Here is an 11903-nt window from a genome sequence, read left to right as displayed (position 1 = left end):
TATGGCTGAAGATCAGGGGGTCACATCGAACAGGGTCGCGCCGCTCATCGGATCGAACGGCGCCGACCAGTGTTCGTGGACGATTTTCCATGTCCCGCCAACCTGCCGATAGCAAGCGGTGACGCGCATCCAGCAACTCTGGGTTTCGCCCTTGTCATTGGTGCCGCCGCAGTTGGCCACCCAATGGGCGAAGGCGATGTCGTCAGCGCTTTCGATGGCGATTTCGTGGAACTCGAAAATGTGCGGGCCGGGGCACATTTCCATGCACTCGACCCAATGCGCGCGGTAGGCGGCTTTACCCTTGAATTGCAGGGCCTTGATTGCGTCGAAAGAGACGATGTCGTCGGCGTACAACGCCATGACTTTCTCTACGTCCTTGGTCATGACGGCTTCGCGGTAGGTGTTGATCAGGGTCTGGATCTCGGTTTGTGCGCTCATGGTGTTCTCCGTGTTTTTGTTGTGAGGACACCCTTAGTCGTTCGGCACTCGAGGTGATCGACAGGCGAAACAAAAAATTTCCGCAGAAGACAAAATCGCTAGAATCCGAGGCTCATCTTTGTAGGAAAAAGGAAATTCCCGTGTCAGCCCAACTCGTGCCGTACGACAGCCTTAACACCTTGCAGCGTGAGCAAGTCGAGGCGATTGAAATCCATGCCGAGCAGATCAAGTTCTCCGGCGATATCCATGGGGCTTTGCACACCTTGCTGTCGAAACCCGGACGGGGTGTGAAGGGTTTTGCGCTGCTGGCAGATGAAGTACCCGTGGCGTTTCTGTTGCTCAAGCGCCCGCCCGTGTTGCCGGCCTGGGCCGATGAACACAGCGCCACCCTGCATGCGTTGCAGGTCGATCGCCGCGCTCAGGGCAAGGGTTACGGCAAGGCCTGTCTGCAAGCGTTGCCCGGCGTTGCGCGTCAGGCGTGGCCGGAGATCAAGGGACTGGAATTGTCGGTCGACGCGGATAACGACGCAGCCATCGCGCTGTATGCCAAACACGGCTATGTCGACAGCGGCGAAGCGTACAAGGGCCGGATCGGTTACGAACGGCGCATGGGCCTGGTTTTCTAAGTCATCGAGGGATGCACGATGATCGATTCAATCGAAGCGCTGGAAGCGATTTACGGATTGCCGCATGAACGGGCGCTGCGCAAGCAGATCGGTTTTCTCAACGAGGATTATCAGGCAATGGTGCGCCTGTCGCCGCTGGTGATTGTCAGCTCGGTGGGCACCGATGGCCTGGATAATTCGCCGCGCGGTGACAAAGCCGGGTTTGTGCGGATCATTGATGAGCGCACGCTCGCGCTGCCGGATCGCCCGGGCAATAACCGCATCGATACCCTGCGCAATGTGTTGCACGATTCGCGGGTGTCGCTGCTGTTCATCATCCCGGGGATTGGCGAGACATTGCGGGTCAATGGCACGGCGGTGATCAGCGCGGAGCAGCATTTGTTGGAGAGTTTTGCGGTGAATGGCAAACCGGCGAAAACGGTGTTGCTGGTGACGGTGGAAGCGGCGTTTTTTCATTGTTCAAAAGCGTTTGTACGCTCGGATGCGTGGAACCCGGAAACGCATCTGCCGCGCTCGGCCCTGCCCTCTGCCGGCGCTTTCCACAAGCGCCTGAATGACGGGCAGTTCGATGCCGACACTTACGATCGGGAAGCGCCGAAACGGGTAAGCGATACCCTTTACTGACACAACACGGTCCCCCGTGTAGGAGCTGCTGAAGGCTGCGATCTTTTGACCTTGCTGTTAAAAATCAAGATCAAAAGATCGCAGCCTTCGGCAGCTCCTACAGTGGAGATCGGTGTGGGGTTAGAGGGTCAGGATCATCTCGTGCCACGCCATGCCGCCGTGATCAGACTCCGACGGTTTGATGTAGGCAAAACCAAACCCGGCATACAACGCAATGTGCTTTTCCTTGCACATCAGATGAATCGTCGCCTTGTCCATCCCGCGCATGCGCTCGATGAACTCGCCCATCAAACGCTTGGCCAAACCCTGCCCCTGATAATCCGGGTGCACCACCACCGACATGATCACCACGTTCGGCCCTTTCGGGTCGTGGCCAATCAGTTCCTTGAACGCCTCGTCGGACATTTGCACATCAAACGCCGCGCCGGAATTGACGAAGCCTGCCACCACGCCATCCACCTCGGCAACGATAAAACCTTCCGGCCAGGTGGCAATGCGCGTGGCGATCTTCTCGCGGGTGGCCGCTTCGTCACCTTCGTAGGCAACGGTTTCGATGGCGTAGCAGCGGTCCAGATCGGCGGCGGTGACGTTGCGGATAACGGTGTTCATGGCGGCTCGGAAATCGGCAGAAGAAAGTGCCGAAAGCATAAAGGAATAAGGCCTGCATATCGATGCGCACGGGCGGCGTAAAGCCTGCGTATAAGTGCTTTTCTTCGGGTTCGCGGCGGGCTATTTCTCAGGTGTGTCTCTGATCACCCTTGGGGGAAACCGTTTATGAGCAGCGTTGAAATCGGCCTGTTGATGGTGTTGGGCATCAGTACGTTCGGCTTTATCACCCTGGGCATCGACCTCTTGCGGGCGCGACGGTTGGGCAAGGGTAAACGCGGTTGAAACCATGAGGCGGATCAGTGATCCGCCTCATGTCTGTTGGTTCAGGCCTTGTTATCGACCGGCACGCAGATTTCCAGTTTGCCGGTGTGCAGCCGCGGATTGAAATCGGCGCTATAGCGCTCCAGTTCCGGGGCATTGAGCTCTACGTAGTGCGAGGTCGGCAGCCAGGTCTTGTAGATGTATTGCAGGGTTTGCGGCAGCTGTTCGAGCGGTCCTTTGTGCTCGAACACTGCGTACTGGCGAGGCAGCACTTCGACCCACTGGTAGACCTTCTGGTCGAGGTCATCGAGCTTGCTGATTTCCACACCGGCGATGTAATCGAAGCCGCCCTTGCCGTCGAAATTGCTGCAGACACCGTAGGTCACTTCGTTCTTTTGCCCCTGGATCTTTCCCAGGTGCGGCAAGAATTTTTCCCACAGCGTCGGAATGTCCTTGGCTGTGTCTTGGGTAAATCGACCGCGAAAACCTGCAATCAGCAAGAAGTGTCCATGTTCGAAGCGAGGTTCAGCCACTTCGACGCGTTTTTGCTCATCCATGACTCGACTCCTGGAACAAAAAAAGGGTTCGGCTGGGAGTATAGAAAGCCCGATCCAAATCGCACGGTTACAGCGCGTGCAACTGCTCGACGGCGCCCGAGCCGACAAACTCGTTGTAACCAGATACGATCACGTAGACTGCGAAATAGCAGAAGATCGCTGCAGATGCCAGGTAGGAATAGCGCAATAGCTTATCGCCCAGCAGCTTGCCACCATGGCTCGCAGCGAAGCACAAACCGGCGGACCACAGTAATCCGGCGCAGAGGAACCCACCGAGGAACAGCGCCGAACTCAAAGGACCGCCACCACCGGAACGCGCAATCAAGGTGCCGCCCACCGCCGCGAACCAGAGAATCGCGCTCGGCGACGACATGGCGAGAAAAATCCCCCGGAAGAATTCCTTGCGATGGGAGTTCTGCCCCACCTCCGCCGTCTCGGCCAGCAGCGCTTCGTGATGGATCGCCGAGTAAATCATCTTTGCCGCAAAGTAGATCAGCAGCGCCGAACCACCAATCCACAACACCCAGCGCACGGTCTCGTATTGCAGCAAAACAGTCATGCCGGCCAGCGCCAGCACCGCATAAATCAGGTCGCCAACACAGGTGCCGAGGCCCAGCGCAAAGCCCTGAAAGTAACCGCGCTGCATCGCCAGGGTGATCATGGCGATGTTGGCCACGCCGATATCCAGGCACAGCGAAAGGCTCAGCAAGAAGCCGCTGGTGAATTCCATCTACCGATTTCCTTGGGACAAAATTGTTTACAAACGGGCTGGACAGTATGCCATCACTGACCTTATCTTCCGCCACAGGTCACCGCAGTGACCAGCGTCGCTCGGACGGTTCCGGGCGCTTACGTTATCCGAGGCAACAATGGCTGAACAAGGTTCGCCGCGCCGCTTTGCGCGCATAGATCGACTCCCCCCTTACGTTTTCAACATCACCGCCGAGCTGAAAATGGCTGCCAGGCGTCGTGGTGAAGACATCATCGACTTGAGCATGGGCAACCCCGACGGCGCCACGCCGCCGCATATTGTCGAAAAACTCGTGCAAGTTGCCCAACGCGAAGACACCCACGGTTACTCCACGTCAAAAGGCATTCCACGCCTGCGCCGGGCGATTTCCAACTGGTACAAGCAACGCTACGAGGTCGACATCGACCCGGAAAGCGAAGCCATTGTCACCATCGGTTCCAAGGAAGGCCTGGCGCATTTGATGCTGGCGACCCTGGATCAGGGCGACACCGTATTGGTGCCCAATCCGAGCTACCCGATTCACATCTACGGCGCGGTGATTGCCGGTGCCCAGGTGCGTTCGGTGCCGCTGGTGCCTGGCGTGGACTTCTTCGACGAACTGGAACGGGCCATTCGCGGTTCGATTCCGAAACCGAAAATGATGATCCTCGGCTTCCCATCGAATCCGACTGCGCAGTGCGTGGAACTGGATTTCTTCGAACGGGTGATCGCCCTCGCCAAGCAGTACGACGTGCTGGTAATTCACGATCTGGCGTACGCCGACATCGTCTACGACGGCTGGAAAGCCCCGTCGATCATGCAGGTGCCCGGCGCCAAGGACATTGCGGTGGAGTTTTTCACCCTGTCCAAGAGCTACAACATGGCCGGCTGGCGCATCGGTTTCATGGTCGGCAACCCGGAACTGGTCAACGCGCTGGCGCGGATCAAGAGCTACCACGACTACGGCACCTTCACCCCGCTGCAAGTGGCGGCGATTGCCGCGCTGGAAGGCGATCAGCAGTGTGTGCGCGACATCGCCGAGCAGTATCGCCAGCGCCGCAACGTGCTGGTCAAAGGCCTGCATGAACTGGGTTGGATGGTTGAGAATCCGAAGGCGTCGATGTACGTCTGGGCGAAGATTCCTGAGGCCTACGCGCATCTGGGTTCGCTGGAGTTTGCCAAGAAACTGCTGGCCGAGGCCAAGGTCTGCGTCTCGCCGGGGGTGGGGTTTGGCGAGTATGGCGACGATCACGTGCGCTTTGCGCTGATCGAAAACCAGGACCGCATTCGTCAGGCGGTGCGCGGGATTCGCGGGATGTTCCGGGCGGATGGCTTAGTCGCAAAAACTGGCGGCTAACACAAAACCTGTAGGAGTGAGCCTGCTCGCGATAGCGGTGTGTCAGTCACCGTAAATGGCACTGATACACCGCTATCGCGAGCAGGCTCACTCCTACAAGGGAATGTGTCCGGCCTCGAAATTTCACCCACAAAAAAACCGCATCGCTGCGGTTTTTTTGTGCCTGCGATAAGCGCTTAAACGAACAGCGACAACAGCAGGATAAAGCCCAACGCAACGATGGACAGGATGGTTTCCATCGCCGTCCAGGTCTTGAACGTCTCGGCCACGGTCATGTTGAAGTACTGCTTCACCAGCCAGAAACCGGCGTCGTTCACGTGGGACAGGATCAGCGAACCGGCGCCGGTAGCCAGTACCAGCAGCTCACGGTTAACGCCCGGGATCATCCCCACCACCGGCACGACAATGCCCGCGCCAGTAATGGTCGCCACCGTTGCCGAACCGGTCGCGATACGAATCACCGCTGCCACCAGCCACGCCAGCAGGATCGGCGAGATCTGTGCGCTGACCGCCATGTGGCCGATCACGTCGCCCACGCCGCTGGTCACCAGCATCTGCTTGAAGCCACCGCCAGCACCGATGATCAGGATGATCGCCGCGGTTGGCGCCAGGCTCGCATCCAGCCACTTGAGCATTTGCTGGGAACCGATGCCCTGTTTGTGGCCGAAGGTGTACAGCGACAGCAGCAACGCCAGCAGCAGTGCCGAGATCGGGTGACCGATCATGTCCATCCAGGTGCGGAAGAAGTGACCGTCCGGCAGCGCCACGTCAGCGAAGGTTTTCAGCAGCATCAGGAACACCGGCAGCAGCACGGTGATCAGGGTGATGGTGAAGCTCGGCAGCTTGGCCGAGTCGTCGTTTTCGCGGGCCAGTTGATCGACCAGTTCCTGATTCGGGTGACCCGGAATGTGCTTGGCGATAAACGTACCGAAGATCGGACCGGCGATGATCGCGGTCGGCAGCGCAACGATCAGACCGTAAAGAATGGTCTTGCCGATGTCAGCGCCAAACACGCCGATGGCCAGCAACGGACCCGGGTGCGGTGGCACCAGGCCGTGCACGGCGGACAGACCGGCGAGCAGCGGGATACCGATCTTGATGATCGACACGCCGGTGCGGCGCGCAACGATGAACACCAGCGGAATCAGCAATACGAAGCCGATCTCGAAGAACAGCGGAATGCCCACCAGGAACGCGGCGAACATCATCGCCCACTGGACTTTATCCTTACCGAACGCACGGATCAGGGTCTGGGCGATCTGATCCGCCCCGCCCGACTCGGCCATCATTTTGCCGAGCATGGTACCCAGCGCAAGGATGATGCCGACAAAACCGAGCACGCCACCGAAGCCGTCCTGGAACGCTTTGATGATGGTGCCGATCGGCATGCCCGACGTCAGGCCGAGGAACGCGGCGGCAATGGTCAGGGAAATGAACGGGTGAATCTTGAATTTGGTGATCAGGATAATCAGGCCGATTACCGTGACCACTGCATCGAGCAGCAGGTAGGCGTCGTGGGACATGCCAAACATTGGGGGTGTCTCCTGGATTGTTGTTGTTATTAAAGCGGGTTAAACAGAAGTCGGGAGGACAGCGCTATCTCTTTCAACACACTCATACCGCCTGTTTCAGACCGTGGGCCTGCCACCAGACGTGAGCCTGGGACGCCAGTTCTTCAACACTGTGGATCGAAGCATTCAGCGCCAACGTCAACGGCTCACCCTTCGGCGATTCGAGGGTGGCGAACTGGCTTTCGATCAACGTCGCGGGCATGAAGTGGCCCGGACGGTGGGACACACGTTCAGCGGCAACTTCAGGGGTCAATTCAAGAAACACGAAACCCAGGCCCGGCAAGGCGCTGCGCAACACTTCGCGATAACTGTGTTTAAGGGCCGAGCAGGTCAGCACCGGGCGTTTGCCCAGCGCGTCGACGCGACGCAGTTCATCGCACAGGCTGTCGAGCCAGCCGGCACGGTCGTCGTCGTTCAGGGGGATCCCCGCGCTCATCTTTTCGATGTTCGCGGCCGGATGGAAAGTATCGCCTTCAATGGCAGTGGCGCCGCTCAATTGGCACAGGGCCTCGCTGACGCACGTCTTGCCGCAACCGGCAACGCCCATGATGACCAGGGCGGTGATGGGATGACTCATATAACACCTCAGCGCGCAGACAGCGCTACCTTTGCTAGCTATGACTCTAGTGCACAGGCAGAAGTTGCCGACGCCTTCTTGTCGTTTTTTTGGGTTGCAGCAGGTTTGTTCCCAACGCCAAAAAGCGAAGATCAGGCAGGACCTCGCTTACGCATTTACAGCTGCATCAGGACAGCGCTACCTTAGTGCCTTGATTTTTGTTTGGCAAGCCGCCCGATGACCTCCCCTAAAAACGATAAAAACACTCGCACCACCGGCCGTCCCACCCTGAATGAAGTTGCCCGCCTGGCCGGTGTCAGCCCGATTACTGCCTCCCGGGCCTTGCGCGGTGTCAGCACCGTGGCCACTGACCTTGTGGAAAAAGTCCAGAAAGCCGCGCTCGAACTCAACTACGTGGTCAACCCTGCCGCCCGCGCATTGGCCTCGGCGCAGAGCCATTCGGTGGTGGTTCTGGTGCCTTCGTTATCCAACTTGCTGTTCATCGATACGCTGGAAGCCATTCATCGGGTACTGACGCCCAAAGGCTTCGAAGTGCTGATCGGCAACTTCCACTATTCACGCGATGAAGAAGAAAACCTGCTGCGCAACTACATGGCCTATCAGCCACGTGGATTTTTGCTGACCGGGTTTGATCGCACGGAAAGTTCGCGACGGATGATCGAGGCGAGCAATATTCCCTGCGTGTACATGATGGAACTGGACAGCGCTGCCGGGGTGAATTGCGTAGGGTTCTCGCAACTGAGTGCCGGTGAAACGGCGGCCGAACATTTGCTTTCGCGTGGGCGCAAGCGTCTGGCTTACATCGGTGCGCAACTTGATCAGCGCACGTTGTTGCGCGGTGAAGGTTTTCGCAAAGCGTTGCAGAAGGCCGGGCGTTACGACCCGGATCTGGAAGTACTGACGCCTCGTTCTTCATCGGTGGGCTTGGGCGGGGAGTTGTTTTTGCAATTGCTCGCGGCGCATCCGGACGTTGATGCGATCTTCTTCGGTAACGATGACCTGGCGCAGGGTGCGTTGCTGGAGGCGCTGCGCAACGGCATCAAGATTCCCGAGCAGGTAGCGATTCTCGGTTTCAACGACTTGCCGATGTCCGAACACATGGTGCCGCGCCTGAGCAGCATCAACACCCCGCGCGAAGCGATTGGCCGGCGCGCGGCGGAGCAGATGCTGACGTTGATGGCCGGTAACAGCGTGGCGCGTCCGGTGGAAGACATGGGCTTTGAACTGAGAATCCGCGAGAGCACGTAACCCCTGAAACTCCTGTGGGAGCTGGCAAGCCAGATCCCACAGGTTTTTGTGGTGGTCACAAAACTCAAGATTGAAACACGATCCCTGTAGGAGTGAGCCTGCTCGCGATAGCGGTGTGTCAGGCGACGCATGTGTTGAATGACACACCGCTATCGCGAGCAGGCTCACTCCTACAGGGGATCTGCGGCGGGTTCAGTGGCTGAGCAGGTCGACGAGGGCCAAGGCGCCCTTTTGTAAGGGCTGACTCTTGAGCCATACCGCATGCACCGGCATCACCAGACCATTTTCGATGTTGCGGAAATTCAGCCGTTTCAGTCGCCCGGACTCAATCCGCGACTGCACCACCGACAGCGGAAAATTACCCCAGCCCAATCCTGCCTCGACCATTTCCATGGCCGTCTCGAGATTGTCCGTGCGCCAATAAGACTCAGCCACCAACGGTCGAGTTTCGCTGATCGGCAAGTCACGACTGGCGACGATGATTTGCCGTACATGCACCAGATCCTCGAGAAACAGATCCTGCCCCTGCAACAACGGACTGTCCGCTGCCAGCGTGGCGATCATCCGTTCGCTGCCGACAAACTGAAAACGCTCCAGTACGTTCATGCTCAACCCGGCGAACGCCAGGCACACGCTGACCCGGCCGCTGTACAGCATCGCCAACACGTCGTCCTGCGGCGCGGTCAGCACTTCGATATCGAGCAGCGGATGCCGCTCGGCGATCAGCTTGATCGCCGCCAGCAAACGGCGCCGGTCGATGTCGGCGACCACGCCGATCGACAGCTTGCTCTCCAGCCCCAGCGACAGTTCCACCGCGTGTACTTGCAGTTGCTTGAGCTGCTCGGCGATCAGCCGCGCATGCGGCACCAGCGACAGCGCCATTGCCGTGGGTTGTGGTTCGCGATGGCTACGGTCGAACAGCAGATAACCGAGTTCCGCCTCAAGGTTGCCGATACCCATACTCACGGCCGACGGGACTTTGCCCAACGCACGCGCCGCTGCCGAAAATGAGCCGCGTTCGATTACGGCAAGAAACAGCTCGATGCTGTCACTGTTGAAATTCACTTTGCACACCTATCAACAAAACTGAAAGCTACTGACTTTTTCTGTCAGCGCTATTGAAGCTATCTTTTGCCGCCTTCGCCAGTCCCGCTGGCCAACAAACGGCAAGAAAGAGGCAACTCCCCATGCAAGGCGTCAAACGCAAACTGGTCTATGTGTCGCTCTATGAAGTGATCGGCATGACCTTCTCTGCCCTCGGTCTGGCGTTGTTGTCCGGCACTTCACCGGGCAGCACCGGGCCACTGGCGGTGATCATCACCACCATCGCCGTGACCTGGAACTTCATTTACACCTCGTTGTTCGAGCACTGGGAAAGCCGTCAGCAATCGCGCACGCGCACAGTGAAACGCCGTATCGCTCACGCGGTGGGCTTTCAACTGACGCTGATCGTGTTTCTTATTCCGTTGATCGCGTGGTGGATGAACATCAGTCTGGTGCAGGCGTTTCTGCTGGATCTGGCGCTGATCATTTTCATCCCGTGCTACACGTTCGCCTTCAACTGGCTGTTCGACCGGATCTTCGGACTGCCAGCCTCGGCGTTGCCGGATTCAGCGGCTGCGGCATAAATCGTTAATTCGTAAGCGGATATTGCGAGAATTCAGCGGTTTATCTGTTCAATCCGCCGATATTCACAATCCGTGAACTCCGATAGCAGGCTAAGCTTTTCCATCAATAAAAAATGGACCCGCCCATGACTGCTCACGCCCCCGCCGCCGCGCAAAGCGACGGCATCGACCCGATACGCGCCGCCCAGGTGTCCGCCCGCATCGATCGCCTTCCGGCGGTCGCGACGATTTGGCGGCTGGTGGCGCTGCTGTCGATCGGTGGTTTTTTCGAACTCTACGACCTGTTCCAGACCGCCTACATCAGCCCCGGGCTGATCCGCGACGGCATCTTCGCCACTGGCAATCAGGGCGTATTCGGTTTCTCCGATCAAGCGGCGTTTGCCTCGGCGACATTCCTCGGCCTGTTCCTTGGCGCCAGCCTGCTCAGCCCGTTGGCCGATCGTTTCGGGCGTCGCGCGATCTTCACCTTCGCGCTGGTCTGGTACACGGTGGCGACGGTGCTGATGGGGATTCAGAGTTCGGCGCTGGGTATCATCTGCATGCGCTTTCTGGTTGGCATTGGCCTGGGCATCGAGCTGGTCACCATTGATGCTTACCTCTCGGAACTGGTGCCGAAACGCATGCGCAGCTCAGCCTTTGCCTTCGCGTTTTTCGTGCAGTTCCTGTCGGTGCCGGCGGTGGCATTGATGTCGTGGTGGCTGGTGCCGCAAGCGCCATTCGGAGTCTCCGGCTGGCGTTGGGTGGTGTTGGCCAGTGCGGTGTTTGCGCTGTTTATCTGGTGGCTGCGCAAGCGACTGCCGGAGTCGCCGCGCTGGCTCGCGCAGCATGGCCGTTTTGATGAAGCCAACCGGATTCTCGATGGCATCGAAGCACGCTGCGAGAAGGATCACGGCAAACCGTTGGATACACCGGAAACGGTACCGGTCGACGTCGAAGGCAAGGGCCGTTTTGCCGATATCTGGCAACCGCCCTATCGCCGTCGCGCGTTGATGCTGATCGTCTTCCACATCTTCCAGGCCATCGGCTTCTTCGGTTTCGGCAACTGGCTGCCGGCGCTGCTGTCCGGCCAAGGCGTCAGCGTCACCCACAGTTTGATGTACGCCTTCATCATCACCCTCGCCTACCCGCTCGGGCCGCTGCTGTTCGTGAAGTTCGCCAACCGATTCGAAAACAAATGGCAGATCGTCGGCTCGGCCCTCGGCGCGATGACCTTCGGCACCTTGTTCGCCCTGCAGACCAGCGCATTCGGGCTGATCTTCTGCGGGGTGATGATCACCTTCTGCAATGCCTGGTTGAGCTTCAGTTATCACTCGTACCAGAGCGAACTGTTCCCGACCAACATCCGCGCGCGCGCCGTGGGTTTCTGTTATTCGTTCAGTCGCTTGTCGACGGTGTTCAGCAGCCTGTTGATCGGTTTGTTTCTGGACAATTTCGGTACGCCGGGGGTGTTGGCGTTTATCGTCAGCAGCATGCTGATCGTGATGCTGACCATCGGCTGGTTCGGCCCGCGCACGCGCAATCTGGCGCTGGAGAACATTGCCCATCGCTGAGAGTGGCAACGGTCACCCTCTGCCGCTTATCGGCAAGGGATGACCGCCGCGAACACCTGATAAATGATCAACCTGTTGAAATGAAAGGATTTATTCAGAAGGCATGGTAATTGCTGCGATACGCGAG

Annotated in this window: 13 protein-coding genes; 6 read left to right on the top strand and 7 right to left on the bottom strand. The window is 58.5% G+C overall.

Going from position 1 to position 11903, the window contains the following annotated elements:
* Positions 1 to 12: 12 nt before the first annotated feature.
* On the bottom strand, positions 13 to 438 hold the full coding sequence (locus H8F23_RS05445; protein ID WP_194933658.1) for a YybH family protein: 426 nt from the start codon (positions 436 to 438) through the stop codon (positions 13 to 15).
* Positions 439 to 578: 140 nt separating this feature from the next.
* Here H8F23_RS05445 and H8F23_RS05440 point away from each other — a divergent pair, with 140 nt between their 5' ends.
* Complete coding sequence (locus tag H8F23_RS05440) at positions 579 to 1064, top strand: GNAT family N-acetyltransferase (protein WP_194933657.1); 486 nt, start codon at positions 579 to 581, stop codon at positions 1062 to 1064.
* 18 nt (positions 1065 to 1082) lie between these two features.
* Positions 1083 to 1688, top strand: coding sequence for a pyridoxamine 5'-phosphate oxidase family protein (locus H8F23_RS05435; RefSeq protein WP_194933656.1), 606 nt, complete (start codon positions 1083 to 1085; stop codon positions 1686 to 1688).
* 120 nt (positions 1689 to 1808) lie between these two features.
* On the opposite strand, the gene H8F23_RS05430 is transcribed toward H8F23_RS05435, so the two are convergent.
* The 3 genes from H8F23_RS05430 to H8F23_RS05420 all read right to left on the bottom strand — a co-directional run bounded on the left by H8F23_RS05430 (position 1809) and on the right by H8F23_RS05420 (position 3845).
* Entirely contained in the window at positions 1809 to 2297 is a 489-nt protein-coding gene (locus H8F23_RS05430; protein WP_194933655.1) for a GNAT family N-acetyltransferase, read from the bottom strand.
* Between the two features lie 323 nt (positions 2298 to 2620).
* Positions 2621 to 3115: a GyrI-like domain-containing protein gene (locus H8F23_RS05425; protein WP_194933654.1), complete on the bottom strand. Its 495-nt coding sequence runs from the start codon at positions 3113 to 3115 to the stop codon at positions 2621 to 2623.
* 67 nt (positions 3116 to 3182) lie between these two features.
* Entirely contained in the window at positions 3183 to 3845 is a 663-nt protein-coding gene (locus H8F23_RS05420) for a LysE family translocator (RefSeq protein ID WP_041479200.1), read from the bottom strand.
* Between the two features lie 139 nt (positions 3846 to 3984).
* Here H8F23_RS05420 and alaC point away from each other — a divergent pair, with 139 nt between their 5' ends.
* Positions 3985 to 5202 carry an alanine transaminase gene (alaC, locus tag H8F23_RS05415; protein WP_093099119.1) on the top strand — a complete coding sequence of 406 codons (1218 nt, stop codon included), beginning with the start codon at positions 3985 to 3987 and terminating at the stop codon, positions 5200 to 5202.
* Between the two features lie 176 nt (positions 5203 to 5378).
* Here the strand turns inward: alaC and H8F23_RS05410 are convergent, their stop codons facing one another.
* Positions 5379 to 6734, bottom strand: coding sequence for a GntP family permease (locus H8F23_RS05410; protein WP_099756982.1), 1356 nt, complete (start codon positions 6732 to 6734; stop codon positions 5379 to 5381).
* Between the two features lie 82 nt (positions 6735 to 6816).
* Positions 6817 to 7350 carry a gluconokinase gene (locus H8F23_RS05405; RefSeq protein ID WP_095048167.1) on the bottom strand — a complete coding sequence of 178 codons (534 nt, stop codon included), beginning with the start codon at positions 7348 to 7350 and terminating at the stop codon, positions 6817 to 6819.
* Positions 7351 to 7566: 216 nt separating this feature from the next.
* On the opposite strand from H8F23_RS05405, the gene gntR reads away from it, so the two are divergent.
* The gene (gene gntR, locus H8F23_RS05400; protein ID WP_194933653.1) at positions 7567 to 8598 is read left to right on the top strand and encodes an HTH-type transcriptional regulator GntR; all 1032 of its coding nucleotides are present in this window, start codon (positions 7567 to 7569) and stop codon (positions 8596 to 8598) included.
* 192 nt (positions 8599 to 8790) lie between these two features.
* Here gntR and H8F23_RS05395 read toward each other — a convergent pair whose 3' ends face one another.
* The gene (locus tag H8F23_RS05395) at positions 8791 to 9663 is read right to left on the bottom strand and encodes a LysR family transcriptional regulator (protein WP_194933652.1); all 873 of its coding nucleotides are present in this window, start codon (positions 9661 to 9663) and stop codon (positions 8791 to 8793) included.
* 122 nt (positions 9664 to 9785) lie between these two features.
* Here H8F23_RS05395 and H8F23_RS05390 point away from each other — a divergent pair, with 122 nt between their 5' ends.
* Together H8F23_RS05390 and H8F23_RS05385 are read left to right on the top strand one after the other, a co-directional pair.
* Positions 9786 to 10226 (top strand): PACE efflux transporter, encoded by a 441-nt coding sequence (locus tag H8F23_RS05390; protein ID WP_034153370.1) that lies wholly within the window; start codon positions 9786 to 9788, stop codon positions 10224 to 10226.
* 125 nt (positions 10227 to 10351) lie between these two features.
* Complete coding sequence (locus H8F23_RS05385; RefSeq protein ID WP_194933651.1) at positions 10352 to 11776, top strand: MFS transporter; 1425 nt, start codon at positions 10352 to 10354, stop codon at positions 11774 to 11776.
* The last annotated feature ends 127 nt before the right edge of the window (positions 11777 to 11903 follow it).

The sequence above is a fragment of the Pseudomonas neuropathica genome (genome assembly GCF_015461835.1).
Classification (GTDB): Bacteria; Pseudomonadota; Gammaproteobacteria; order Pseudomonadales; family Pseudomonadaceae; genus Aquipseudomonas; species Aquipseudomonas neuropathica.
This window is presented reverse-complemented; position numbering and strand designations above follow the sequence as displayed.